The 25,776-nt window shown below is 59.1% G+C and carries 19 protein-coding genes and 1 pseudogene; 8 read left to right on the plus strand and 12 right to left on the minus strand.

The annotated features are described in order from the left end of the window. The first annotated feature begins 35 nt into the window (after positions 1-35). The 6 genes from AC30D9_RS03985 to AC30D9_RS04010 all read left to right on the plus strand — a co-directional run bounded on the left by AC30D9_RS03985 (position 36) and on the right by AC30D9_RS04010 (position 7,882). Positions 36-884, plus strand: a complete 849-nt coding sequence (locus tag AC30D9_RS03985; RefSeq protein ID WP_490143477.1) for a polysaccharide deacetylase family protein — start codon at positions 36-38, stop codon at positions 882-884. Next, a complete protein-coding gene (locus tag AC30D9_RS03990) occupies positions 877-1,764 on the plus strand; it encodes a polysaccharide deacetylase family protein (protein ID WP_490143478.1) in 888 nt (295 codons plus the stop codon). Before AC30D9_RS03985 ends, AC30D9_RS03990 begins: the two co-directional genes overlap by 8 nt. Continuing rightward, positions 1,761-3,161: an MmgE/PrpD family protein gene (locus AC30D9_RS03995; protein ID WP_490143479.1), complete on the plus strand. Its 1,401-nt coding sequence runs from the start codon at positions 1,761-1,763 to the stop codon at positions 3,159-3,161. Before AC30D9_RS03990 ends, AC30D9_RS03995 begins: the two co-directional genes overlap by 4 nt. Before the next feature lie 20 nt (positions 3,162-3,181). Continuing rightward, the gene (locus AC30D9_RS04000; RefSeq protein ID WP_490143480.1) at positions 3,182-4,357 is read left to right on the plus strand and encodes an MFS transporter; all 1,176 of its coding nucleotides are present in this window, start codon (positions 3,182-3,184) and stop codon (positions 4,355-4,357) included. Between the two features lie 102 nt (positions 4,358-4,459). Further along, positions 4,460-4,900 carry a hypothetical protein gene (locus AC30D9_RS04005; protein ID WP_490143481.1) on the plus strand — a complete coding sequence of 147 codons (441 nt, stop codon included), beginning with the start codon at positions 4,460-4,462 and terminating at the stop codon, positions 4,898-4,900. Positions 4,901-4,930: 30 nt separating this feature from the next. Continuing rightward, complete coding sequence (locus AC30D9_RS04010; protein WP_490143482.1) at positions 4,931-7,882, plus strand: DUF4132 domain-containing protein; 2,952 nt, start codon at positions 4,931-4,933, stop codon at positions 7,880-7,882. Positions 7,883-7,892: 10 nt separating this feature from the next. Here AC30D9_RS04010 and AC30D9_RS04015 read toward each other — a convergent pair whose 3' ends face one another. Further along, a complete protein-coding gene (locus AC30D9_RS04015; protein ID WP_490143483.1) occupies positions 7,893-8,954 on the minus strand; it encodes an HD-GYP domain-containing protein in 1,062 nt (353 codons plus the stop codon). Then, positions 8,939-11,839: a sensor histidine kinase gene (locus AC30D9_RS04020; RefSeq protein WP_490143484.1), complete on the minus strand. Its 2,901-nt coding sequence runs from the start codon at positions 11,837-11,839 to the stop codon at positions 8,939-8,941. Before AC30D9_RS04020 ends, AC30D9_RS04015 begins: the two co-directional genes overlap by 16 nt. Positions 11,840-12,075: 236 nt before the next feature. On the opposite strand from AC30D9_RS04020, the gene AC30D9_RS04025 reads away from it, so the two are divergent. Both AC30D9_RS04025 and AC30D9_RS04030 read left to right on the plus strand, forming a co-directional pair. Continuing rightward, entirely contained in the window at positions 12,076-15,072 is a 2,997-nt protein-coding gene (locus tag AC30D9_RS04025) for a sensor histidine kinase (protein WP_490143485.1), read from the plus strand. Next, positions 15,069-15,698: a response regulator gene (locus AC30D9_RS04030; protein WP_210644142.1), complete on the plus strand. Its 630-nt coding sequence runs from the start codon at positions 15,069-15,071 to the stop codon at positions 15,696-15,698. Before AC30D9_RS04025 ends, AC30D9_RS04030 begins: the two co-directional genes overlap by 4 nt. Positions 15,699-15,713: 15 nt before the next feature. Here the strand turns inward: AC30D9_RS04030 and AC30D9_RS04035 are convergent, their stop codons facing one another. The 10 genes and pseudogenes from AC30D9_RS04035 to AC30D9_RS04080 all read right to left on the minus strand — a co-directional run. After that, positions 15,714-16,790, minus strand: coding sequence for a protein-glutamate methylesterase/protein-glutamine glutaminase (locus AC30D9_RS04035; protein WP_490143486.1), 1,077 nt, complete (start codon positions 16,788-16,790; stop codon positions 15,714-15,716). Further along, entirely contained in the window at positions 16,787-17,362 is a 576-nt protein-coding gene (locus tag AC30D9_RS04040) for a chemotaxis protein CheD (RefSeq protein WP_490143487.1), read from the minus strand. The genes AC30D9_RS04035 and AC30D9_RS04040 overlap by 4 nt, the downstream gene beginning before the upstream one ends. Further along, positions 17,301-18,104 carry a CheR family methyltransferase gene (locus AC30D9_RS04045; protein ID WP_490143488.1) on the minus strand — a complete coding sequence of 268 codons (804 nt, stop codon included), beginning with the start codon at positions 18,102-18,104 and terminating at the stop codon, positions 17,301-17,303. Before AC30D9_RS04045 ends, AC30D9_RS04040 begins: the two co-directional genes overlap by 62 nt. After that, complete coding sequence (locus tag AC30D9_RS04050; protein ID WP_490143489.1) at positions 18,101-18,625, minus strand: chemotaxis protein CheW; 525 nt, start codon at positions 18,623-18,625, stop codon at positions 18,101-18,103. Before AC30D9_RS04050 ends, AC30D9_RS04045 begins: the two co-directional genes overlap by 4 nt. Before the next feature lie 75 nt (positions 18,626-18,700). Then, on the minus strand, positions 18,701-19,213 hold the full coding sequence (locus AC30D9_RS04055) for a chemotaxis protein CheW (protein WP_490143490.1): 513 nt from the start codon (positions 19,211-19,213) through the stop codon (positions 18,701-18,703). 3 nt (positions 19,214-19,216) lie between these two features. Further along, positions 19,217-21,607 (minus strand): methyl-accepting chemotaxis protein, encoded by a 2,391-nt coding sequence (locus AC30D9_RS04060; RefSeq protein WP_490143491.1) that lies wholly within the window; start codon positions 21,605-21,607, stop codon positions 19,217-19,219. A gap of 21 nt (positions 21,608-21,628) precedes the next feature. After that, entirely contained in the window at positions 21,629-23,758 is a 2,130-nt protein-coding gene (locus AC30D9_RS04065; protein WP_490143731.1) for a chemotaxis protein CheA, read from the minus strand. Between the two features lie 16 nt (positions 23,759-23,774). Continuing rightward, the gene (locus AC30D9_RS04070) at positions 23,775-24,092 is read right to left on the minus strand and encodes an STAS domain-containing protein (protein WP_490143492.1); all 318 of its coding nucleotides are present in this window, start codon (positions 24,090-24,092) and stop codon (positions 23,775-23,777) included. Between the two features lie 32 nt (positions 24,093-24,124). Then, entirely contained in the window at positions 24,125-24,493 is a 369-nt protein-coding gene (locus tag AC30D9_RS04075; protein WP_135844811.1) for a response regulator, read from the minus strand. Positions 24,494-24,504: 11 nt separating this feature from the next. Then, positions 24,505-25,107, minus strand: a pseudogene (locus tag AC30D9_RS04080) (methyl-accepting chemotaxis protein); the annotation flags it as partial. Positions 25,108-25,776: the final 669 nt, after the last annotated feature.

A 25,776-nucleotide genomic window follows, 5' to 3' on the forward strand; every position in this document is an offset into this window, starting at 1 on the left:
TCTGGTGTTAACAGATAAACAATGGAGCACTACAGATGTCCTCCTCACCCCAACCCACCTGGCCCGACCAGCACAAGGCTTGTCTGGCCCTGGCCTTCGACCTCGATGGCCCGACCGGTGACGCCATGCTCGATGGCTCGATCTGGCGCAAGCCCGAGTACTTCGGTTTCGGTGGCTATGGCCCTTACCGGGCACTCCCACGCCTGCTCGACCTGCTCGACGCGTTCCGCATCCCGACGACTTTCTTCGTCCCGGCCTGGGTCGTAGAGAACTGGCCGAGACAGTGCCAGGCGATTGTCGAGCGCGGGCATGAGGTGGCATATCACGGCTACAAACACGAATCCTTTTACGCCCTGACACCGGATCAGCAAAAAGCGGTGATGGAAACCTCCCGCAAGGTGTTCTGGAAACACCTGAACATCCGCGCCGAAGGCTTTCGTACGCCGTCCGGTGACTGGCGTACCGACACCCCGGCCATACTGATGCAAGCTGGCGTGAGCTACTCCAGCAGCATGCGCGGCGATGACCGACCGTACCTGGTGAACGTGCCGGGGTTCGATACGCCGTTGGTGGAAATCCCTGGCCGCTGGGAAATGGACGACTACGCCTCCCTCGCCTACACCCGCGCGCCGAACTTCCCTTCCGGGTTGGACCGCACCGCCAGCTACGCGCTGACCCTGGATAACTGGTGCCGCGAATACGACGGCGCGATGGACGAAGGCTTATGCCTGACCACCCTGTTCCACCCCAAGATTACCGGTAAGCCGGGGCGTATCTTGCTGCTGGAAAAACTCTTCGAACACATGCGCCAGCGCGACGACGTGTGGTTCGCCACTTGCCGCGATGTCGCCCAGTGGTGGCTGAAGGAGCATCACCATGGCTGACTCCACTGTCTGGCCGAAAGGCTATCGCTGCGCCGTGGTACTGACCGTCGATTACAACGACATCCACGGCATCCTCACCCAAGCCCCGGAAGTCGCCGGGCGTGACAAGACCTTGTCGGTCTGGCGCTACGGCAGCCAACGCGGCGTGGCGCGCTTGCTCGGCCTGTTCAAGGAACTCGGGATCTGCAGCAGTTGGTTTGTCCCCGGCATCGTTGCCCAGGAAAACCCCGAACACATTCAGGCGATCCTGGCCGACGGCCATGAAATCGCCTGCGCCGGTTATCGTCATCAGAACTACGACACCTTGGACCTGGCCGCGCAAAGCGATGACATCGCCAGGGGCTGTGAGGCCTTGGCCGGGTTGACCGGCCAGCGACCGGTCGGTTTTCGCATTCCGGCGGGCAATGGTGCGCCGGGGTTCATTGAGGCCTTGAGCGAGCAGGGCATTCTCTGGTCTTCGTCGTGGCGCGGCGATGACCTGCCATTCGCTCACCCGACCGCCCTCAGTGTCATTGAGCTGCCCCTGCATTATGAACTGGAGGACGAGCCTTACTTCGCCTTCAACCTGAGCCCGGCGGTGCCACCGGCGCAGTCACGGATCGCGTCCTACAGCCACACCTTGGGCAACCTGCAAATGGACTTCGCCGGGTTTCATCGGTTTGGCCTTTGCTATGTGCTTCGCCTGCACCCGGAAATCATCGCCACGCCGGGACGGATAAGCGTGCTACGCGAGTTGATCGAGGGAATTCAACAGCACGATGACGTATGGATCGCCACGGGTGCCGAGGTCGCGCAGTGGTGGGCGGAGACCGCCGCGCCGGTCGCTGAGGATCACCCGGCGTCGGTTTACGAGCGACATTATCGGGATTACGTTTTATGAGCGAGCGTCTGCAACGCCTGGTGCAATTCTGTGTGGATCTGCGCTTTGAAGATCTACCGCCTGCGCTGGTGGCGCAAGCCAAGCGGCACATTCTCGATACATTCGGCGCAGCGTTGGCCGGAGCCGACAGCGGTGTCGCGGAACAGGCACGCAAGGCGTTCGCCGGAGAAGCGGGTGAAGTGTCGGTCTGGGGCACTGACTTGCAGGTTTGCGCGACTCAGGCAGCGCTGCTCAACGGTGTCGCCGCCCATGTCCTGGAGCTGGACGACACCGGCGGCTGCGATCACTCCGGTGCCGTTGTGCTGCCGGCGGTGATGGCGGCGGTTTCGCTGCTCGCGCGGCCAGTGAGTGGTCGTGAGTTTATCAGCGCCGTAGTGATCGGCTACGAAGTCGGCCGTCGGGTGCTCGAAGCATGCGGTGGCTACTCGGCCCACAACGGCGCCGGTTGGCACTCCACGGCGACCTGTGGGGTGTTCGGCGCAGCGGCAGCCAGTGCGCGCATCCTGGGCCTGGATGCGCGCCAGACCCTCGCGGCGCTGGGTATTGCCGGCAGTTTCAGCGGAGGGCTGTGGGCCTTCATCCACGACGGCTCGCAAAGCAAAAAACTGCACAGCGGACGCGCCGCAGAAGGTGGGCTACTGGCGGCGAGGTTTGCCCAACAGGGCATCAGCGGGCCTACGCAGTTGTTCGATGAGGTCTGGGGTGGTTTTCTAAAGACCCTCGCCCCAACGACCTCGATGCCAGAAGCGCTGGATGCAGACCTCGGCGAGGTCTGGAAACTCGCCCGCTGCTCGATCAAACCCTACGCCTCCTGCCGTGGGACCCATTCGGCCATCGACGCCCTGGGCCTGCTGCTGGATCAACTGAATGTGCGGAGCGACCAGGTCGAATCCGTACAGGTTGCGCTGAGCGGGTTTCTCCACAACATGTGTGGCGGCCAGGACGTCAGTACCCTGGCCGCCGCGCAAATGAGCCTGCCGTATGCCTTGGCCGCGCGGCTGGTGCAAGGGCATTGCCGATTGCAGGCCTATGACGATTTACAACGCAACGATCCGCGCATGACCCAATGGCTGTCGCGCATTCAGCTAGAAGTGGACCCACGCCTGTCCGAGAATGGCGAGCCGGTGGTGACGCTGCGCACCGTGGATGGCCGGCAGGCGAGCTTATGCGTAGAAATACCATGGGGCGCGCCAGGCAATCCGCTGAGCGATGTGGCCCTCGAGGAGAAGTTTTTCAGCCTGACGATGCAGGTGATGTCGCGAGAACAGGCTGAAGGATTACTGCGGCAACTGTGGCGCATCGAAGGACTGCAATCGGTACGCACGCTGGATCGCTGGCTGGTCCGCGACGGCAGCGATGGCAACGACGGGACATTACGGCGAACGCCGAAAATCTGAATAAGGACATTTGCATCACCGTGGCCACTTACTCGCTCGTTATTCGACGCTTGATGATCGTTTCGCTGACAATCGTGGTCAGCCGCGCCATTACCAGTCCATTGCTCACGTTATTCCTGAGCAACAAGTTGGGCCTCAACCAACAGGACGTCGGCTTGCTGCTGGGTATCGCAGTGTTCATCGCCACCCTGTTGGCGCTGTATGGTGGCTATGTCATCGACCGCCTGGAAAAGCGCCGACTGCTGATCCTGGCGATGCTTTCCAGCGCCATCGGTTTCATCCTGCTGACCTTTGCCGAAAACCTCTACCTGACCACCCTGACCGTGGTGATCACCGAGACCGCGTCAGCGTTGTTCCTTATCGGCTCAAAGGCGATCCTCAGCGAAAACCTGCCCGTGGGCCAGCGCGCCAAGGCGTTTTCCCTGCGCTACACCCTGACCAACATCGGCTATGCCACCGGTCCCATGCTCGGCGTGGTGATTGCCGGTGTCTATCCGATCGGGCCATTCCTGATCGCCGGTGGCATCGCGTTTTTCAGCATCTTCCTGATGACCGGAATCCCCAGGGATGCCGCGCCAACGCCGGTCATTGGTCAGCCGCCAAGTTTTCTCAAGACGCTCAAGACCCTGAAAAACGACCGTACCCTGATCATGTTCACCTGCGGCTGCCTGCTCAGCACGGTGGTGCACGGACGCTTCACCCTCTACTTGTCGCAATACCTGCTGGTGACCCACGATTCCAAACGCGCGCTGGACATCATGGCCGCCCTGCTCGCCTGCAACGCCATCAGTGTGATTTTGCTGCAGTATCAAATCGGTCGGTTCCTCGATCGCGAGAAGCTGCGCTACTGGATTGCCGCGGGCACCAGCCTGTTCATTCTTGGCCTGATCGGCTTCAGCCTGGCGGACAGCCTGGTGAGCTGGTGCGTGGCGATGTTCGTTTTCACCCTCGGTGAAATGATCATTTACCCGGCCGAATTCCTTTTCGTCGACACCCTGGCCCCGGAAGAACTGCGCGGCAGCTACTACGGCGCGCAAAACCTGGCGGCGCTGGGTGGCGCCCTGAGCCCGGTGATCTGCGGATACCTGCTGATGCACACCCCGGCCCCCACGATGTTCTATGCGTTGAGCGCACTGACCGCGATGGGGGGCCTCTTGTGTTTCATGAGTGGTCGTCGGATGGCTAAAGTAATCTGAGCCAGGCACTGCACGAGCGCGCAGCACGATGAAGTTTGTTGCAGACCGGGCTATGCTAAGGCGCCACCCGCCCCGGCTGGCCTGGCTTGCAAGGAATGCGTCATGGAGTTCGTGGTTCATAGTTATTGCCTGAAAGGCGCACGCCAGGAGCCTTTGCTGCCGCCTGTCACCCTGATACCGACCTCGCTGACCTTGACGGTCGCCGAGCTCATTCGCCTGACCGTTTCCGAACAGATCGCCGCGCTGTCGGTCCAGCACTGGCTGGCACAAGTGTCGGTGCGCGAAGTGCTCGACCGCCAATACCTGAGCGAGCGGGACGTTCTTCGGCAAGCCAGTGAAGGCGCGGTTGTCATGCCTCAGGCCAGCGCGCCTCTAGACCTGGATGTCAGCGTTGAGGTCGAACGCGCCTTGAAGGGTTTTGAAGCCCGTGCGTTCCGCGTTCTGCACAACGGCGTCATGCTGCAAAGACTCGATGAATCCATTGAATTGAGTACCCCTTCCACGCTCGCGTTCATCCGCCTGGTGCCGCTGATTGGCGGTTGATCCTCGTCGCTCACTTCCCCGGATACCCTCATGCAATCACGCCGTCCTGCGCCCGAACAAACCACACGCCTCGCTACGCTGCGCGCCTTCTGTGATAGAGCGCTGGGTGACTATCCCGAGCTCAGCCTATATGACGAGTTCGAGCCCGATTTCTGGGACGGCATCGACTTGCTGCGCATCGCCGGTGACTGGGTCAGGCAGCACCCCAAGGATGGGCCCAAGGCACTGGCGGATGGTTTTGTGTTCCCGACCGTTTGGGACGATCTGGAGGGCCGCCGCGATCAACAGCGCTATGGCCTGCAATATCGACTCTGCGATGCGTGGATCACGGCTCGCCCGGATGCCTATGCACTGGAGCAGATCGGTGCGCGACTGCAGCACATGCTGCAATATGCCTTCGAGGACAGTGACTATCCCTTGCCCACTGACGAAGATGACCCGGCCTATTACCGAAGAAGCCCGGACCAGGCCTGGGCCTTCCCCGACGTTCACGCCTGCATCAATCGCCTGAGCAATTACCCATCCACCCCGGCCTGGCAGACCTTCGCCGAATGGTTGCTGGACGGCAGCTGGAACCGCGAACAGCCCCCTTCAGCGCCCGGTGGCGAACAAAGGAAGATCGCCGACGCGTATATCTACGTGCACAAGGAAATCCAGCGCATCGCACTGGGCCTGCTGGAAGCGGGCCGCCTCGATTACCCGCGCTTCGTCCGGGCAGCCAATACCTGGGGCCGCGCCATGATGTTCTACTCGGACGACGCCGGGCTGGACAGCGATGATGTGGATCTGAATCGGTACACCGATGAAGAGTACGACGAGGACGATTCAAACGACGAGGCCACGGAAGACATCGATGATGAGTCGTCCCTGCCTGGTGACACCACCACTGAAGAACCCGCTGCAGTGCCGCCTGAGCTGGCAAACTTCACCGTTCGTTACGTCGAGGACGCCCTGGCTGGATTGCCCGATAACGCCGAGAGGCTGGCTGACACCTTCCGCTCGGTCGAGGTGTATCAGACCCGTTGGTTGTTGCAGGCCCTGGCGGTCATCGAACGACTGGGCATAACGCCGGATGACTTTGACAGCTTCGGCTACACGGCTGCGGTGCTCCAATACTTCCTACTGCTTCAGGATTTGCCCAAAAACCAATCCCCAGAGCTGCTCGCGGCGTTGTCCGGCTTTTCAAGAAATACCCTGCTCACCGCCCTGCCCTACGCCGGCCAAGCCAGCCGGGTGGTGCTCGACGCGCTCGGCTGGAGTGATCTGCAAGGCTTCCAGCGTGAATACCTGAACATTGCCCTGGCCCCTCGGTCCGGCTGGGGCAGCGACCTGCCCAATACGCTGGATGAAACCGTGGGCGTGGTGGACCGCTACCTGCTGGACAAGGCCCTGGCCGAAGCCGACCCAGACCACCTGCGCGAGTACCTCGCGACACTCGAACCCTCGCACTGGGCGTTTCCCGAGACCCGTGTACTGCTCGACGCCTACCAGGGCATCGGTCGAGCGGCGCTGGAAAAGAAGTTGACCCGCCACGCACAGCCGGCCATGCGCATCTATGGCTTGCTGCCCGTCACAGGGCCGGACGACGTACGCCAGCGCTACCTGACGCTCAAGAAACTGCACAAAGAGGTGCGTAAATACGGCGCTCAGCGACAGGCCAACTCCCACGCAGCGGTGCAGGCAGGCCTGGAAAACCTGGCGCGTGTCGCCGGTTACCCTTCGGTGATTCGCCTGGAATGGGCCATGGAATCGGAAATCGCCGAATCCACCGTGACAGCCGCCACCATCGATGGCTATGACGTCACGCTGGAAATCGACGGCTTGTCGCCTACGTTGCACATCTGCAAAGCCGGCAAGACGCTCAAAAGCGCACCGCCTGCGATTCGCAAGCACGCCGACTTCATCGCCCTCAAAACGCAGCAAACCCAGCTCAAGGAACAGATCGCCCGCTTCTGCCGCACCCTGGAAGCGATGATGAGCAGCGGCGAAAGCCTGGCGCTGGACGACCTGAAGCCGCTGTTGAAAATGCCCGCGGTTCGCCTGCTGCTCGAACAGCTGATCATGCAGGCCGACGACGCTGCGCTGGGCTGGCTCGATAGCGCGACGCTGACGGTGACTGACCTTGAAGGCCGCCAACACATCGCTGAAAAGCACCTGCGTATTGCTCACCCTTTTCATCTGTTCATGGCTGGACAACTGTCGGCCTGGCAGAAAGAAGTGGTGACCCATCGCCGCGTGCAGCCGTTCAAACAGGCCTTTCGCGAGTTGTACCTGCTGACACCTGCCGAGCGAGACACTGGCTTGTGGTCCAACCGATTCGCCGGCCACCGCCTGAAAGGCAAGGTAGCTGCCCGGTTGCTGCAGGTCCGCAACTGGTCGACCTCAAGCGTCGAGGACATCTACTACGAGAGCAAAGAGCACGGCATCCATGCCATGTTCAACTTTCTGGATACCGGCCATTACCTCTCGGAAACAGAACACTTTACCTTCGACACGATTGCGTTCTACCGCGACCAGAAGGCCATCCCCCTTGAGCAAGTACCGCCGCTGCTGTTCTCGGAAATCATGCGTGACGCCGACCTGCTGGTCTCCGTGGCCCACGCCGCAGACGGCTACAGCACCAGCAACGAAACCCTGCAACGACGCGCCGAACTGGTCGGCGAGTTGATTCAGGGTCTGGGGTTACGAAACGTCAGATGCGAAGGGCATTTTCTGCACATTACCGGCCAGCGCGCGAACTACCGCATTCATCTGGGCAGCGCAGCCATCCATATCGAACCCGGCAACTACCTGTGTATCGTGCCCGTCGGCAGCAGCTCTACGGAGTTCTACCTGCCGTTCGCCGACACCGACAAGAAAATGGCCGAAGTGCTGAGCAAGATGTTTCTGCTGCTGGACGACCTGAACATCACCGACAGCCTGATACTGGAGCAGATACAGCGCGCGGATATACCAGGAGCCGGGCACGCCATCGACGCCTGAACGACATCAATCAGCCCTCTCGCGCATCGGCCAGGCGTAAGCGATCTACTTCGTCAAAGAGATTACAAAAGATGTCCACCAGGAAAGGATCGAAGTGGGAACCCGCTTGTTCGATGATAAATCGTCTCGAACTCTCGATATCCCAAGCCTGTTTATAGGCGCGAGGCATTCTTATGGCGTCATACACATCACATATCGCCACAATCCTTGCGGATAACGGGATCTCCTTACCCCGCAATCCCTTGGGATAGCCCGTGCCATCCCACCGCTCGTGATGGGACAGGGCAATTTCCGCTGCCAGGTCTGTCAACGGCGAACCCTCTGGGTCATGCAGGATTTCATAACCAATGCGCACATGCTCCTGCATGATCGTCCGTTCTTGCGGCGTCAGAGCGCCAGGCTTTTGCAGAATGACATCTTGAATGCCGATTTTTCCCACATCGTGCATCGGTGCAGCCATCCTCATAAGCTCGCACCATTGAGTGGGCATGCCGATGGCCTTGGCCAACAACGCAGCAGACTCGCCAATACGGACAATGTGGTGCCCCGTGTCGTCGTCGCGATAGCTGGCGGCTCGACTCAAGCTGCTGCTGATCGCCTTGTAGCTGGAAGCCAGCTGGGCCGTGCGTAACTCCACTTTGCGCTCGAGTTCAGCATTGACGTCGCGCAGCAGCTTCGCCGCCTGGGCCAGCTCCAGGCAATTTCGCACTCTGAGCAACACTTCGGGTAGGTCAATGGGTTTGGAGATGAAGTCGTTAGCGCCCTTTTCCAGTCCTTTCCGCCTGTTCTGCTGATCATTCAAGGCCGTTACGATGATGACCGGTGACTCAGTGCGGTCGCGTGTACCGAGACGATCAAGGATTTCAAAACCATCGGGCGCGGGCATGTCCAGGTCCAGCAACAGCAGGTCCCAGGCGTTCGAAAGCAGCCAGTCCAGTCCTTCGCCAGAATCGCTGAATGTCGTGATGTTATTCAGGCCCACGGCTCGCAAGCAGGAGTCCAGAAGCCGCAGATTGGTGGCCACATCGTCGATAATGACGATCCTGCTTTCAGCCTTTATTTTGGAAAACATACATCTGCCCTCCCCATGGCGAGCCTCAATACCAGACTACGAATACTCTGCATCTCCAAGGGAGAAGACACGATGGCCTGGCATTCCAGGTGGCCCATCGAAGCGTGATCGGCAACCGCACGGACCACGACGATCGACATGGCAGTCGTTGCGATACGGGTGCGCAAGCTATTGAAAAAAGTGTGCAGCACAGACACAGAGTCCGCAGTGGCGACGATCAGAACACGGACCGTTGTGGAGTCGAGCACGAGGCTGGCGTCGGGCAACGTATTGACCCACTCCAACTCGAAATCGCCGGCTAACGCCTCTCGAGCCACCTGACCATCCTCGGCGTTTTTACTCACCAGCAGGACCCGTGGCAGGGCTATCGCCGACACTTTGGATGTGCTCCCGGGCACAGGAAAAGCCGACGAACACAGGTCGATCCAGAAAGTCGTCCCCACTTCGACGTTGCTTTCCAAGCCCATGGTGCCGTGCATCAGCAGCGCCAAGTCTCGGCACAGCGCCAAGCCAATGCCCGTTCCCTGGATGGAAGAGTTCTCTTTGCCCAATCGCTGGAAGGGCCTGAAAAGCTCGCCCTGCAAAGCCGGAGAAATGCCCATCCCGGTATCCGTTACATAAAGTCGAAGCCTGGCTCCGTCCTCGACAGCCAAAGCCCCCAGAGTGATATCTCCGCCGGGCCGGTTGTACTTGATTGCATTGGATAACAGATTGATCAGGACCTGCTTGAGACGGCGCTTATCCGCCCAGACATGCCATGTATCCAGGGGAACATTGATGTGCAAGGTCTGGCCGTGCGCCGAGACTTGCTGCTGGACCATGTCAGCGCAGTTGGATAACAGGCTTGCCACATGCACGGGCTTGAGGTCCAGCAGGGGCTTCTCGGCCTGCAAACTGGAGAGTTCAAGCAAGTCATCAACCAACTGCATGAGGTGTTCACTGGCCTCAATGATTTCCTGCAGATTGGTCGTCTGCTGCGCTGCCTGGGCAGACGACTGCATGAGCCCCAACTGGGCAAACCCGTAGATCGCGTTTAATGGCGTACGCAACTCATGGCTCATGCTGGAGATGAATTTGGACTTGGCAGTACTGGCGGCTTCTGCCTCCAAGGTCTTCTCTCGCAGATCCAACTGAGTCTGCTTGAGTGTCGTGATGTCGACACACGCCACGACCACGACATCGGAATCATCAAGCCGGGAGGGTTCCAGCGTACGGCCCCGGCAAAGTATCCAGATCAGTTTTCCGTGCACGTCCCGGATCCGGAACTCCACTTCCGGCGCCACGCTTGCACTGCCCCTGGCCTCTTCAAGGAACTGCGTAAAGGTCTGCCGATCCTCAATGGGAATGTTCTCCAGCAGAGTTGCCATCGGCACTTCATTGGCAGCAAAGCCGAAGCGTTGGCACAAGGCCCCCTTGAGAATGAAACGCTGCCGTTTCGGGTAGTACTCCCAAAGCCCTTCGGCAAAACTCTCCATGACCAACTCAAGACGCTGCTGCGTGGAACTGCGAATAAGCTCAGCCTGAGCCAACTGCCTGCCCATCCCCAGTGCCTGGTTGGACATTGACGACAGTTCGGTGATATCGGAAGGAGTTGTCGCCGGCTGCCAGTTACCCCGACCGATCTCTCGTATCATTCGTGAGACGCCTTGCACCGGCGTGCTCAACTGGCGACTGAGGTCCCGTGTACGCCACCACATGAAGGCGAAGAACAAGGCATAGAACAGAACCAAGCCCGCGACCAACAGATACCCCACTTCGCGGTAATGACTGGCCAGCAGATTGGTTTCCTGCATGACCGCGGCTTCATCCACCACCGCCAGCAAGAACCAGCCGGTGGAAGGGATAGCACTCCAGGCGAGCAGATGCGGCCGCCCATTCAATGTCAGCGCAACGAGACCTTCTGGGTGGTCGGGTAAGTTCTTGTTGAGACTGGCGAGGTCCGGATGACGGGCGAGGTTCAAATCCGGCGATTGCAAGCGCTCGCGCTCGACAGGCTCTCCAGCGGGCTGGTTCTCGACGGCTTGCAGGGAAAAATCACGCTGCCCCGCCTCGGGTACGGCCATGATATCGAGCTTGTTGTTGACCAGCATCAGGTAGCCATCCCAAGGCATCTTCAACTGCTCTATTCGCTTCAAGATGCCATCGACCGTTACGTCGACCCCGGCTACGCCCTCCAGGAAATCCGCGCTGTAAACCGGCGCAACGGCAGACATCATCCAGCCCTGGCCGGCGGGATCCAGGTAGACATCCGTCCAGACTACTTTTTTATCCGGGTTATGTTTGGCATCGGCCAAGTAGTAGAAGTTGTATTGGGTGATATCCATATCATGCGGGTACTGCTCAAGCGTATTGAACCAGGGATAAATCCGGTTATAGCTGTCCCAACTATTGAAATAGATGCTGGCAATCAGAGGATCCCCATCCTTCAACTGCTTCATCATGAAATCCTGGTTCGCCAGAAGAGATACTTTGTAGAGGTCCTGCTTTTGCAATGGGGTGACATTCGAATAAAACGAGGCAGACGCCCCGTCATTGGCTGCGCTGTAACGAACACCGTCGGCACTTACTGAAAGCGATGCCGCCACGGGGTGCTGGTTTTCGGTGAGTTCATGTTCAGTGGCCTTGGCATAAAGGCCAATCGCATGGTGAATCTGCTCCAGTTGTCCTTGCACCAACAGCGCGTTTTGCTGAACCGACACCTGTATGTCTCGGGTCGCGCTTTGATGCAGGTACTCGATCTGGGAACTGCGAATGGACTGGTTGGTGATGAAATAAGTGGTGATCAGCACGCCTTCCACCAAGACGAGCGGCAACAGGCTGGTACTGGCAAACGCTCGCCAGATCCATCTGCGTAAACTGATCCTTTTCTTTGAAGTTGCTTGCATAGGCACGCTCGCTGCGTTGGCCACACAATTGATATCGCAGTGACATCATTGTGGTCTCATCCTTGATTTCTGTCCAAGGGCCCCCTCTCCTTTCGTCCGCCAGCTGAGCAACCTTGCAGGGACACCAAGCATCGATCAAAAACCCTGTGTCAGCCTTATGACCATAGTCGAACACTCGATTTCGTTCCCAACGACTTAAGCTATGCTCAAGAGCGGGTTACCAGAGGATGAGGCGAATGGATTCAGCCATGGCGGTAGCAACGCCGTTCACGCAGGACGCGGATGATGTGGGTGTATTGTTGCTGGATGCCCATGGGGCGCTACTCATCATGGATGACTGCGCCAGTGCATTGTTAGGGCTAAGCGAGACCGCCGCCTCCCTTGCGCCCTTGCCCTCCCTGTTTTCTCTCAAGCCGCTGACGTTTGAGCAGCACCTCACCCATGCACGACTGAAGGGGAACTGGCATTTCCAAAGTATGTCGTCCAATGGCGACACACTGAATGTGAAGCTCGACTACCAAGCACATCAGTCCACGTACCTGATAAAGATCCGCCGCGCCGAACACGTTCACCCTGCCGAACAGGATTATCGCCTGGCATTCGACTCCGCCGGCACGGGCCTGGCCTTACTGCGAATGAGCGGTGAATGGATCGCTGCCAATCGAATGCTGTGCCAGATGCTCGGCTACACCGAAGAAGAACTTCGCGCCACGTCTTTCCAGCACTTGACTCATCCGGACGACGCAGATGTCAGTAAGGACGAATTACACAGGCTCATCCAGGGCCAACGCACCAGCCTGACCCTGGAAAAACGCTATATTCGTAAAGACGGCAGCACCCTGTGGGCACGCTTGACGGTAGGCATCGCCCGTAACTCCCAAGCCCAAGCGCTTTACTTTGTATCGCAGCTGGAAGACATCAGTGAACATCTTGCCCTGCGCCAGGCTTTGTTCAATAACGAAAAGAAATACCTTTCACTGGCTAAAAACTCACAGAGCATCATCCTTCGCTACAACCGGCTTGGACAACAGATCTATGCCAACCCCGAGCTTGAACGCGCTCGAGGCTTTCCCAATACGCACATCACGGAACGTACCTCGACACCCGATCCGCTCGACGAGTACTTTCGCACGCAAGTAAAACTCACGTTATCAACTGGTGCAGCGAACACGTTCCTGCTGGAAAACAGAAACTCGCATTCAGGTCGTTCCGGGGATTTCCTGTGCAACCTGACGCCGGAGCATGACGAAACAGGCGAGCTTTGCGGGGTGCTTGTCACGGCCCAGGATATCAGCGCGTTGCGCCGGCAGGAGCGCGCCGAAAATGCACGCTCTGCCATCTTTCAAAAGATGGTCACTAACGACACGCTGCTCGAGGTGCTGCCGCTGCTCAGCGCCTACCTGGAGATCCTGACGCCCGATTTTCGTAATGCCATGGCTTTCAAGGCTGTGCCCGGTGACGATCCCCTTCACGCGTACGCCGCAGACACCTCCTCGATTGAAACCTGCCTGGCCGAAGATCTTGATCGACATCCCGAGCTGTTCGAGCACCATCATTTCATTCGTGATCTAAGGAGCGATGCCCCTGACCTCGCTTTCAGCCAGCCCGCCTTGCAGGCAGGCTATCGAGGTTGCTGGGTAGAGCCGGTGGTCAATCAGACCGGTGTCACGATGGGGGCCATCCTGTTGTTCGTCTGCGGTGAAAGCCAACTGAGCGAGCAGGACCGCAAGCATGCACAAATGGCCAGTCATATTGGCGCCATCGCGTGGGAGCGCAGCTGCGCCCACAGCCACCTGGCGCAAAGCGAACGTCGTTACCGTGAAGTCTTCGATCATTCGCAAGACATGCTTTGCCTGCTCGCCGTGGATGCCGACCAGCAACTCAGTTGCCTGGAAGCCAATCCAAAGCTGTGCGAGATGCTCGCCAAAAGTCATTCGGACATGATCGGCCAACCGTTGGGCCAGTGCGTGGAAAAAGAAGTCGCCAACATCATCGAGGCGATCTGCCTGCATTGCATAGCCGTGGGTGCCCCCATCGAACTGGATGCCCATCTGCCTTGCGGCCAGCGCTCACTCGTTGTCCATTTCAACCTGGTACCGGTAGCCGACTCGAATGGGCGCTTGCATCGGCTGGTTTGCATTGCTCGCAACATTACCGATATCCGCGAAGCCCAGCGCAACGAACTGGCACGGCAGCAGGAAATCGGCACATTGGTCGAGAATTCTCCGGATGGTATTGCACGACTGAGTCGCACGGGAGAAGTGCTGTTCGTCAATCCGGCGCTGGAAGCCTGGTTGGATCGCCCGCAAATCGATTTGCTGCACAAGGATCTGCTGGAGATTCTGCCGAAAAACCTGCAGAGCCAATTATTCAGTGCTGCAGTCATCGAAGCGGTGGAAAAGGGCCAGCCCCTGGAGCATGAATATGTGCTCACCGAGCAACATCGACTGCAACGCGTCTATCACATCAGCCTCGTTCCCGAGCAGGACATTCAGGGAAAAATCGCCACCGTGCTGGCTGTCGTTCGCGATATATCCCAACTGCGCCTGGCCGAACTGCGTCTGGCATCGCTCAACAAGCAACTGCGCCAATTGATGTCCAGTCGAGAAAGTGCACGGGAAGAGGAACGCAAGCTGATTGCGCAAGAGATCCACGATGAGCTCGGACAACATCTAACCGCGATACGCATGGGTACATCGCTGCTGCGCTTCCAGTATGGCGAGCAACTGCCCCAGCTCAGCGAACAAGTCGCACGCCTGCTGCAGTTGATCGACCAGACGGTGCAGGTGGTCAGGAACATTTCCACCAGCCTGCGACCTTCCATTCTCAACATGGGTATCGCCGCCTCACTGGAATGGCTGACCGACACGTTCAAGCAGCAATGGGGCATCGACTGCAACCTGCAGATTCATCCGCAGAAAATCCGTTTGGACGATGCCAGTGCCACAGCCGCATTTCGCATCGCCCAGGAGTCGCTGACCAACATCGCCCGGCACGCCGAAGCCACTCGGGTCGATATCACGTTTGAGCAAGGCGAGCATGGCTGGTCGCTGGAAATCACCGACAACGGCAAAGGCTTCGACCAGCGCGAACAATCGTCCAGGACCCTCGGTTTGCTGGGAATGCGCGAACGTGGCCTGACCCTGGGAGGAACCACCACCGTATCCAGCAATATCGGCAGCGGTACCACCATTCAACTGCGCGTCCCTGTTTCAAGGAGTCAAGACTCATGATCCGTTTAATGGTGGCCGACGATCACACGATCATGCGCGAAGGCCTCAAGCAATTGTTCGCACTGGTAAAGGACTTTTGCGTGGTGGCGGAAGCGGAGAACGGTGCCCAGGTCCTGGAGTTGTTGCGCCATACCGAGATCGATGTACTCCTGCTCGATATGACCATGCCCGGTTCAAGTGGCGAGGATTTGATCGGCCGTATCCACGCCCATTACCCCAAGCTGCCTATGCTCATCTTGAGCATGCACAATGAAGCCCACATTGCCCAACGTGCCCTACGCGCCGGCGCTTCCGGATACATGACCAAAGACCGTGACCCAGAAGCACTACTGGCCGCGATCCGTAAGGTGAGCACCGGCGCACGTTACCTCGATCCACAACTGGCCGAACAGATCGCGCTTCAGAGCAGCGGTGTGACGCCCGAGAACGTTTCGCAAAGCCTGACCGCGCGTGAATTCCAGATCCTGCGCATGCTGGCTCAAGGGCTGAGCGTCAACCAGATCGCCGAACAACTGGTGATCAGCAATAAAACCGTCAGCACCCACAAGACTCGGCTGATGGAGAAAATGTGCTTTGCCACCAGCACAGACCTGGTGCGTTACGCCTTGAGTGAAGGCCTGGTCTGAAACGACGGCGCTCGCTCAGGGGTGATTTGCACGAACGCCAAGGATGGCCGAAGCAATCTGCTCCAGTGGCAGCTCGCGCTCGACCGCTCCCAGCTTCAAGGCCTCCCGTGGCATTCCATACACGACACACGAGTCTTCATCCTGGCCCAGGGTCCTGGCGCCGGCATCGCGCATTTCCTTGAGGCCGCGAGCGCCATCATCCCCCATGCCCGTCATGATGATGCCAAGGGCATTGCTGCCCGCGCTACGAGCGACCGAGCGGAACAGTACATCCACCGAGGGTCGATGCCGACTGACAGGCGGCCCCTGCACGATATCCACCTGGTACTGGGCACCACTGCGCTTGACCAGCATATGGGTTCCACCGGGTGCGATCAGCGCGCGTCCGGGGATGATTCGATCGCCTTGCACCGCCTCGCGGACCTCGATCTCGCAAACCTGATTGAGGCGCTCGGCGAACGCAGCGGTAAACTTCTCTGGCATGTGCTGCACCACGACAATGCCCGGACATATCCGCGACAACCCTTGGAGTACCTGTTCCAGGGCCTGCGTGCCGCCGGTGGAAGTGCCAATGGCAACGATGTTTTCAGTCGTGCGGGCCATGGCCACGTTCGCGGGAGACAGGATCGAGTCGGCACTGAGCCGGGGTGGCACCTCAACAGGCACCCGAGCGCCCGCTACACGCCGCATGTTGGCCTTCGCCGCGGCCCTGACGGCGTGTACCAGGTCGTCCGCGCTTTCAATCAGGAACTGTCGCAGGTTGGACTGTGGCTTGGTGACGATACTGACGGCACCAGCCGCCAGTGCCTGTAAGGTGGTCTTGGCGCCCTTCTCGGTCAGCGTCGAACAGATCACCACCGGCGTAGGCTTTTGCGCCATCAGTTTTTTCAGGAAGGTAATGCCGTCCATTCGTGGCATCTCGACGTCCAGCACGATGACGTCAGGCCACTGTTTGCTCATCTTCTCGATGGCGTACACCGGATCGGCGGCAACGTCGATCACCTGGATACCGCTGGCCTGGTTCAGGGTCGCACTCAGCACCTGACGCACCACGGCCGAATCATCAACGATCAACACCTTGATATCCGTCATCTGACATTACTCTTGGACGATTCGATTACTTTGAATGTGGAATCGGCATGATTGAGTTGAAGGCGTCCGGTACCCACATCGAACACCAAATGGCGATGCCCCCGGCCACCGACGTGATAAACCCGGCATTGCAAGCCATGGGCCTGGATCAGGCTTCTGGCGGCATCGACATTCTGCTGGCCGATCCCGATACCGTTACCGCGCTTTACCCCGGGAAACATGTCAGCCCCGCCAAAAAGGCTCACCTCGAACTGCTCGGGCCGGGCCCCCGCGCGGTGAATGCACTCGAACAGCAGCGCCAACGCATCTGCCGCGTAACGGCCGTTCAAATGTCCCGCACCATGCGCCCCTCGACGAGGCAGCATGAAATGACACATACCGCCCAACAAGCGTTGCGGATGCCAGAACACCAGTGCGACACAGGAGCCCAGCACGGTACACAGGCGCGTTTGGCGCTCTCCGAACGCCACGTCACCGGGTTGCAGGAAATATTCGATCACCCGGCCCATCTCAAGCGTCCGGCTTGCGGTAGATGGAAGGTTTGACCAACTGCAATTCATCACTGATGCCATTCAGACTCTCTGAATGGCTCACGATGAAGTAACCGCCAGGCCTCAGGTGTTTGCTCAAGCGCTTGACCACCTCGGACTTGGTCTGGTTATCGAAATAGATCATCACATTACGCAGGAAGATCACGTCGAACTGCCCCACCGAAGGCAGCGCATTGTTCAAGTTGATCGACGTGAACGTAATCCGAGACGCCAACGCGCGATCCACCATGAAAATGCCGTTGTTGCAGCCCACGCCCCTCAGGCAGTACTTGTTCAAAAGCACCTCGGGAATGCCGCGGATACCATCCAGTGGGTAACGTCCGCTTTGGGCTTTTTCCAGCACCCGGCTACTGATATCCGAAGCGAGGATCTCCCATGGCCGGGTGCCCAGGCTGTCGGCCAGCACCATGGCCAGGGTGTAGGGCTCTTCTCCCGTGGAACAGGCACCACTCCAGACGCGCACCGGGCCATTCCCACGAAGCTCGGGGAGGACCACATTGCGCAGAAAGTCAAAATGCTTGGGTTCGCGGAAAAAGTAGGTTTCGTTGGTGGTCAGCAAATCCACCGCCATTTGCAACTCGGTGCGGTCCTTCATCAGCAAGCGGTAATAGCTGCCATAGGTGGTCAGGTTGAAGAACTGCAAGCGCTTGGCCAGGCGGCCACTGACCAGCTGTTTCTTGGCAACGGACAAGCTGATCCCGGCAATTTCATGGATCATCGCCCGAAACTGCTGGAACTCATTGTCGGAGAGAACGACATTCATAGTCTCAGCCCGTCTGCGTCGATGTTCGAAGGGAGCAGCGTCGACCAGTCTTCGCTACTGAGCATGTGCTCGATATCCAGCAACAAGACAAAACGGTCGCTGAGCTTGCCGATCCCCACCACAAATGCGGGGCTGAGGCGCCCCTGCAGCGCCGGGGCCGGTTCGATCTGCTCGGCCGGGATCTCCAGCACTTCGCTGACGGCGTCCACGACGATGCCCACCAGGCCTGCGCCGCCGCTGCCGTGGACCTCCAGCATGACGATGCAGGTGCGTGGATTTGCCAGGGTCTGAGTGCCCCCGAAACACAGCCCGAGGTCCAGTACTGGAATGGCTGCTCCGCGCAGATTGGTGATGCCGCGAACCTTCTGCGGCGCCATCGGCAACGGGGTAATCGGACCGTATTCGACAATTTCCCGTACACACAGGGTACCGACCGCAAACATCTCCTGGCCCACGCTGAAGGTCAGGTACTGTGGCGCTGTCGTCCCTGGGGCCGGCAAGCGCGAGGCGGATGTGGACATGGTTTACTCCTCGGGATCCACCGTAGACGGCAGCCTCCCTTTCAAGACAATGTAGGCACGCCTGAGCGCTATACCTCAGTGCAACTGACTGGCGATTTCACTGACACACAGCACCTGGTCGATCTGAAGCACAGTCAGGAACGCCCCGCGCACCTTGACCATCCCGCGAATGAAGTCTTCACGGATCCGGTTCCCGATCGCCGGAGCGGCCTTGATGTCGGCCAGCTCGATTTCGATCACCTCGCTCACCGAGTCAACTACGATGCCCAGCACTTGCGGCTCGCCTTCCTGAACCAGTTCCAGGATGACGATGCAGGTCCGGTTACCTTGCTGCGTGGCGCCCTTGCAAAAGCGCGCCTGCAGATCGATCACCGGTACCACCGAACCGCGCAGGTTGATCACCCCCCGAATGAAATCCGGCATCATCGGTACGCTTGTCACCTGGCCATACTCGATGATCTCGCGCACGCACAAGGTATCGATTGCATAGACCTCCCTGGCGGAGACGAATGTCAGGAACTGCAGGAACTCGCTGTCACATGGACTCTGCGGCGCATGCTCGAAATGGCTGAAGACTGCGGCTTCCATGTCTCAACTCCCGAAGCGGATGAAACCGCCTTCCTGGGTATGCTCACTGCTTTGCATCCCGCCCAGACTGGAAGAGGCGGCCCGAGGTACGGCGCAAACCGCAACCCGACCGTGCAGGGTGAAAAAGCCCATCAACTCCTGCAACTGTTCGGCCTGGCTACTCATTTCCTCGGCGGTAGCGGCCAGTTCTTCGGAAGCCGAGGCGTTTTGCTGAGTGATCTGACTCATTTGCGACATGGCGGTATTGATCTGCTCCGAGCCGATGGACTGCTCTTCAGATGCAGCGGCGATTTCCTGGACCAGATCGGACGTCTTGGTGATCGAGGGCACGATTTCATCGAGCAGATTGCCGGCCCGTTCTGCCAGGGCAACACTGCTCTTGGCCACCTGGCCGATTTCCTGCGCCGCGACCTGGCTGCGTTCGGCGAGCTTGCGCACCTCCGCGGCGACGACCGCGAAACCTTTGCCGTGCTCGCCGGCCCGGGCCGCTTCGATGGCCGCGTTGAGCGCCAGCAGATTCGTCTGATAGGCAATCGAGTCAACGATCCCGATCTTCTCGGCGATGGTTTTCATGGCCGAGACGGTGTCCTTGACGGCCTGTCCACCCTCACTCGCTTCCTTGCTCGCCTTGCCGGCCATGCCATCGGTCACTTTGGCGTTTTCGGTGTTCTGGGAGATCGACGCCGACATCTGTTCCATCGACGCCGAGGTTTCTTCAACCGACGCAGCCTGTACCGAGGCCGATTGACTGAGGCTTTGGGCCGTGGCGGAAATCTCTTCCGAAGCGCTGGACAGCGAATCGGCGGAGCTGCGCACCTCGCCAATGATCTGCGAAAGTTTGCTCACCGTTTCGTTGACCGCATTCTTCAGGTCTTGCAGGCTGCCCTGGTAATCACCTTTGACGCTGCGGGTCAGGTCACCACTGGACAGGGCCACCATGACTTCCATCGCCTCGCTGAGGGGGGCAACGATAGAGTCCAGCGTACTGTTGATCCCGGCCACGATACGGCGGAAATCACCTTGGTGACGAGTACTGTCGGCACGGGTATCGAGCTTGCCGATCACAGCATTGGCGCTCAGCATCTGAGTGTCTTCGATCAGCGCCTGGACGTTGCTGCGCAGTTGTTCGATGTTGTCGTTGATAAAGGCTTTTTTGCCAGGGAAACGGGCCAGTGGTGCCGACAGGTCCCCTTCGCCGAAAGAACGTATGCAAGCCATGGCCTGTTTTTTCACGCTGATGTGGCCATTGACCATGTCGTTGATGCCCTGGGCAATCTGACGGTACGAGCCTTGGAATCGCTGTACGTCGATCTGCACATCAATGTCGCCTTTCTCGTGCTCGTCCGACATGTGACGCATCTCTTCGATCAACGCCATGATGGTGCTGCGAAGATGCTCGATGGTGACGTTGATAAAGGCTTTCTTGCCGGGAAACGCTTGCAGGGGCGCTTGCAGATCGCCTTCGCTGATCGACTTGATGCAGGCCATGGCTTGCTTCTTCACGCTGATGTGCCCACTGACCATATCGTTGATACCTTGGGCCATCAGCCCATAGCTGCCAGCAAAGCGTGTGGCATCGATCTGCACGTCGATGTCGCCTTTATCATGCTCTGCCGACATGTGATTCATTTCGCTGATCAATTGATTCAAGGTCCCGCTCAGCCGGTCCATGGAACCCAACAGTCCGGTACGCTCAGGGCCATTGCCGCTGCCCCGCACATCCAGTTGCCCGGCCACGAGCCGGTCGGCCAGCAGTCGAACATCGTCGGGTTCACCACCCAACGCGCTGAGCAGCCGGCGTACCAGGAAGAAACCGATCAGGCCGATGGCCAGCAAGGTGGCGCCACCGATCGAAGCGATGCTGTAGACCGCGGTCTGTTCGGTCGAAGCCGCGACCGCTGCATTTTTGCGTCCCAGCTCCAGGTTGTACTGACGCATATCACTCAAGGCAGAAGTGACTTTTTCGCGGGTCACCTCCAGGTCGAGCAGCAAACCACGGGCTTCCGGGGCGGCATTCTTGAGGGCGTTATCGAACCGCTCCACACCTCGGTAGTACTCGTTGACCGCACTGCGCAAGGCGCTGAGCAGCGTCGCATCATGATCGTCGGACACGAACTCTTTCTGGTAACGATCCAGTGCCTGGAGCACCGATTCCTTGTCGCTTTGCTGGGGAATACCGGCAGGTCCGGACAGACTGCGCCATTGCCGGCTGTGGCTATCGGCCAGAGTCAGGGCCACTTGCTCCAGCAGTTGCAGGCTGGGCACCGTATTGACTTGCGCGTAGCTGGCCGTGTTCCTGACCCCGCCCATCAGATAAAGACTGAGGCCGACCAGGATCAGGATGCCCAACAGAGCGGAGGCGACCAACAGCGAGACATTTTTTTTAACGGTCATGATGCTGTACTCCAAGGAGAACTATTGAGTCAATTCAGGGCTGAGGGGCGTACCGTGCTTCTGCCGGCTGGCGACTTGCCCAAGTAGTTTTGGAATATCCAGGATCAACGCGACTGCTCCGTTCCCCAGGATGGTGAAGCCGCCCAGTCCATGGGCTGTACCGAAAATCTTGCCCAACGGCTTGATTACTGTCTGGAACTCCCCCAGCAATTGATCGACGACCAGGCCCACTCGCATTCCCGCGTAATGCACGACCACGATGTTTTCACGGCCATGGTTGGGCTCATCGATGGCAAACATCTCGCGCAGGCGCAGGACTGGCAGCACCGAGCCGCGCAGGTCCAGGAAATCCTGATTGCCGCAGTCGTCGGTCGACAGCTCGATGCACTCCTCGACCATATCCAGAGGCACGACATAAGAGGCATTGCCCACCCCGATCAGAAAACCATCGATGATGGCCAGGGTCAGCGGCAGGCGGATACGCACCGTGGTGCCCACCCCCTCCTCGCTTTCCAGATCGACCGAGCCTCGCAGGGCGACGATGTTCCGTTTGACGACGTCCATGCCCACCCCACGCCCGGACAGGTTGCTGACCTGATCGGCAGTGGAGAAGCCTGGCTCGAAAATCAGATTGAGAATGTCGCCGTCGGCCAGCTGCTGCCCTTCGGCAACCAGGCCACGCTCCATCGCCTTGGCCAGGATGCGTTGCTTGTTCAGGCCACCACCGTCGTCACTGACTTCAATGACGATGCTGTTTGCCTCGTGATAGGCATTGAGGCGAACCGTACCCTGCTCCGGTTTACCCCGGTCACGGCGCAGCTGCGAGGGCTCGATACCGTGGTCCATGGCGTTACGCACCAGGTGAGTCAGGGGATCACCAATGCGCTCGACCACCGTTTTGTCCAGCTCGGTCTCCCCGCCATGTACCTGCAAGGCGATGTCCTTGCCCAGCTCCTTGGACACATCGCGCACCACCCGCTGGAAGCGGTTGAATGTGCCACCGATCTGCACCATTCGCAGGGTCAGGGCACAGTCGCGCACCTCTTCGACAAGGCGCGAGAGCGAGCTTGTCGCTTCAATCAGATCGCCGATGCCGCTCTGGATGGCCCCCAGATTGGCGCCAGCGCCAGCGATGATCAGCTCGCCCACCAGGTTGATCAATTGATCCAGTTTGCCGGCGTCGACACGAATCAGATTACCTTCGGCCGGACGGGCCTCTTTTGCCCCCCGGCTCTTGGGCGCGTCATCGTGGACCGCATGCTCTGGTGCCACGAGAAGGGGCGCAACTGGCGTCGATTCACCAGAGGACGGACTCGCCAACCAACCCTCACGGGTCACGGAACCACAGGCTATAAAGGCCTCGACCATGACATCGGGTTCAGCCTCGAGACGGTCAATCAACGCCCGGAAACCTGTCAGGTCGCCATTGCACGGCAACACGCAGATCTGGCTGCCCTCGCGAACGAAGTCGAAGGCCCCTTCAATGGTGGCCTGGTCGGCATCGCTGACAAACCCCAGCTCAAAGCCCAGGTAACAGGTTTCCGGATCCATCTTCGAGATGTCCGGCATGCCATCGGTGATGCACACGACCGCGCTGATTTCACCGAAGCTGTTGAGGTAGCGCAGCAACGACAGCGGATCCATGCCGTTGCGCAGGACGTCGGGACACAGGCGCAGGGACAGATGCCAACGCGCGGTACAAGCCGATTGCACCAGCTCAACCGTTGCCGCGCACTGCACCGGCTCGTGACGGTGCTCCAGGTAGCCGTTAAGACGCTCCACCAATGCCGCGCCCTGCCGCTCATGCTCTGCGGTCATGCCTTGCAGGTCACCGTTGCAGGCAAGCAATTCAATCAGCGTGCACAAGTGGTCCCGCACTTCGAGGAACAAGGCACTCAGTGACTCGTCCACCCGCAGTTCATGTCCACGGACCCGATCCAGCACGCTTTCTGCCACGTGGGTAAAGGCAACGATCGGCGTGAAGCCAAACAGGCCAGCGGAACCTTTGATGGTATGGGCGACGCGAAACAGCGCGTTGATGGTGTCGGCATCATCCGGCGCCTGTTCGATCTGCAACAGCGCATCCTCCATCAGAAGCAAAAGCTCCTGGCTTTCGGCGATGAACGTCTGTAGCACGTCGTCCAGATTCATAGGCGAACTCATGGTTTCAACCTCTCTGCTGACGGGTCGGGGCCGACGCGTCGAAAAAGCTGTGCAACCCACTCATATCCAGCGCATCGAGCACCGCTGCGCTGGGGTTGCTCAGCAACAGGCTGGAGCCATGGCGCTGTGACTCCTGCTTGATCAGCACCAACAGCTGGAGCCCCGCCGTATCCATTTCGTCCACGCCACCCAGATCCATTTCGACTTCCTGAGCCAAGGGAAACAGCTCCAGCAACAGGTCTTTGCGTTCAGCGGCGGTGTAGATGGTCAGCGGCCCTTCGAGAACCAGAATCCGACGCAAACTAGCCGTGGTGTTCGTCATGACAACCTCCTTTCCAGGGACTCTGGGCGGCGTTACGGCATGATCAGTTTGGAGACGGCACCGAGCATCTGAGCCGGCTGGAAGGGCTTGACCATCCAGGCCTTGGCTCCGACGGCCTGGCCCTGTTGCTTCATGGCATCGCCGGTTTCGGTGGTCAGCATGATCACTGGCGTGAACTTGTAGGCCGGCAGTTGTTTAGCGGCCTTGATGAAGCTGAGGCCGTCCATGTTCGGCATGTTCACGTCACTCACAATCAGGTGGATCTTGCGTCCGTCGAGCTTGGTAAGGGCGTCGCGACCGTCAACACCTTCGATGACCTCGTATCCGGCGCCTTTCAAGGTGATGCTCACCACCTGGCGAATGGAGGCAGAGTCATCGACAATCAGGATGGTTTTGCTCATGGGGAAACTCCCTAGAAGAAAGTGATCTCGGATGAAGTGCTGCTCACCACAGGCTTGCCGTGATGGATCGCATGCTGTTCAGGCATGGTGTAGGTGCTTGCCAGTTGCTCAAGCCAGGTATCGGCGATGATCGGGGCAGGCGTACCGCCGGTGAGAGCCAGTTGCTGGCGTTCGGCGATATGCTCATGCAGCTTGCGAAGATCGTTGTTGACCAGGGAAAGCATCTGGCCGACCCGGTCCTGGAACTGCAGGGCGACCAGTACCCCCGCTATCTCGGTGGCAACGTTTTCGCTCTGCTGCTGAAGACTGCTGCTGGTATCGACGATGGCCTGGGCGTTGTGCCGGAAGTGCTCGATCACCTGGGACACCAGTTGCTCTGAATGAGCCAGGGTTTGTGAATCCTGCTGCGCCTGGTGCCGAGAAAGCTCGACAGTGCGTGAGATGGCAGCATTGACGGTGTTGACCGTCTCACTGATTTTCTGCCCTGTCTCCCCGGACAGGCTGGACAGCTTGCGCACTTCATCCGCCACGACCGCGAAGCCGCGTCCGGCATCCCCTGCCCGGGCCGCTTCAATGGCGGCATTGAGTGCCAACAGATTGGTCTGCTGGGCAATATCGCCGACGAACTTGGCCATCTCTTGCAATTGAGAGGTGAAGTCGGAAAGGAGCATTACTTCCTTGAGTTCCGACTCCTTGCGCAACAGCGCGTCGCGCAGGGCAACCATGATCGAATCCAGGTCCCTCTGACCAACTTCAAGGATTTCCAGCAACCGTGCTCCCGAACTCTGGCCCGCGTCCTGGGAAGCGGAAGCACTGATGTCCCCCGACAGCGTCGCAAAGCGGTGACTGAGCTTGAGGATCGACTCCTCGCTAAGGATGCGCGCTGCGTCGATCTGGTGACTCCAGATCGGCAGTACCTGCACGCACACCTCGCCCAATCCATCATCAGGCGAAGCTGCCAGGTGAAGTGGCTGATCGTCGTCTGGCTGGGCGTGCTGCCGGGTGCTCGATACACGCTGGGCCCAAACGCCCATCAGCAACGCGCCAAGCAAGACAGGCACGCAACTGGCTGCACTGCGCAGGCTGAAGCCCGCGGTGATCAGAATCGCGACACAACCGAGCACTCCCGTCAGACCCGCGGGCAGCATCGTCAAGATCAGGGGGGAGGAAATTGCCTGTCCTTTCACCTTCATCTCTCCAGTTCAATGCGGATCCGATGGGATCCGGTGCAAGACATCCACCGTGGGGATGCGCGGTTTTGTTGGCCTGGAGAAATAATGGCC

The organism is Pseudomonas sp. DF11 (assembly GCF_058148565.1).

What these genes read in the sequence shown, in the direction of transcription:
- AC30D9_RS03985 (WP_490143477.1), top strand. Translation starts at nt 36, where the DNA reads ATGTCCTCCTCACCCCAACCCACCTGGCCCGACCAGCACAAGGCTTGT.
- AC30D9_RS03990 (WP_490143478.1), top strand. Translation starts at nt 877, where the DNA reads ATGGCTGACTCCACTGTCTGGCCGAAAGGCTATCGCTGCGCCGTGGTA.
- AC30D9_RS03995 (WP_490143479.1), top strand. Translation starts at nt 1,761, where the DNA reads ATGAGCGAGCGTCTGCAACGCCTGGTGCAATTCTGTGTGGATCTGCGC.
- AC30D9_RS04005 (WP_490143481.1), top strand. Translation starts at nt 4,460, where the DNA reads ATGGAGTTCGTGGTTCATAGTTATTGCCTGAAAGGCGCACGCCAGGAG.
- AC30D9_RS04010 (WP_490143482.1), top strand. Translation starts at nt 4,931, where the DNA reads ATGCAATCACGCCGTCCTGCGCCCGAACAAACCACACGCCTCGCTACG.
- AC30D9_RS04015 (WP_490143483.1), bottom strand. Translation starts at nt 8,954, where the DNA reads ATGTTTTCCAAAATAAAGGCTGAAAGCAGGATCGTCATTATCGACGAT.
- AC30D9_RS04020 (WP_490143484.1), bottom strand. Translation starts at nt 11,839, where the DNA reads ATGCAAGCAACTTCAAAGAAAAGGATCAGTTTACGCAGATGGATCTGG.
- AC30D9_RS04025 (WP_490143485.1), top strand. Translation starts at nt 12,076, where the DNA reads ATGGATTCAGCCATGGCGGTAGCAACGCCGTTCACGCAGGACGCGGAT.
- AC30D9_RS04030 (WP_210644142.1), top strand. Translation starts at nt 15,069, where the DNA reads ATGATCCGTTTAATGGTGGCCGACGATCACACGATCATGCGCGAAGGC.
- AC30D9_RS04035 (WP_490143486.1), bottom strand. Translation starts at nt 16,790, where the DNA reads ATGACGGATATCAAGGTGTTGATCGTTGATGATTCGGCCGTGGTGCGT.
- AC30D9_RS04040 (WP_490143487.1), bottom strand. Translation starts at nt 17,362, where the DNA reads ATGGCATCAGTGATGAATTGCAGTTGGTCAAACCTTCCATCTACCGCA.
- AC30D9_RS04045 (WP_490143488.1), bottom strand. Translation starts at nt 18,104, where the DNA reads ATGAATGTCGTTCTCTCCGACAATGAGTTCCAGCAGTTTCGGGCGATG.
- AC30D9_RS04050 (WP_490143489.1), bottom strand. Translation starts at nt 18,625, where the DNA reads ATGTCCACATCCGCCTCGCGCTTGCCGGCCCCAGGGACGACAGCGCCA.
- AC30D9_RS04055 (WP_490143490.1), bottom strand. Translation starts at nt 19,213, where the DNA reads ATGGAAGCCGCAGTCTTCAGCCATTTCGAGCATGCGCCGCAGAGTCCA.
- AC30D9_RS04060 (WP_490143491.1), bottom strand. Translation starts at nt 21,607, where the DNA reads ATGACCGTTAAAAAAAATGTCTCGCTGTTGGTCGCCTCCGCTCTGTTG.
- AC30D9_RS04065 (WP_490143731.1), bottom strand. Translation starts at nt 23,758, where the DNA reads ATGAATCTGGACGACGTGCTACAGACGTTCATCGCCGAAAGCCAGGAG.
- AC30D9_RS04070 (WP_490143492.1), bottom strand. Translation starts at nt 24,092, where the DNA reads ATGACGAACACCACGGCTAGTTTGCGTCGGATTCTGGTTCTCGAAGGG.
- AC30D9_RS04075 (WP_135844811.1), bottom strand. Translation starts at nt 24,493, where the DNA reads ATGAGCAAAACCATCCTGATTGTCGATGACTCTGCCTCCATTCGCCAG.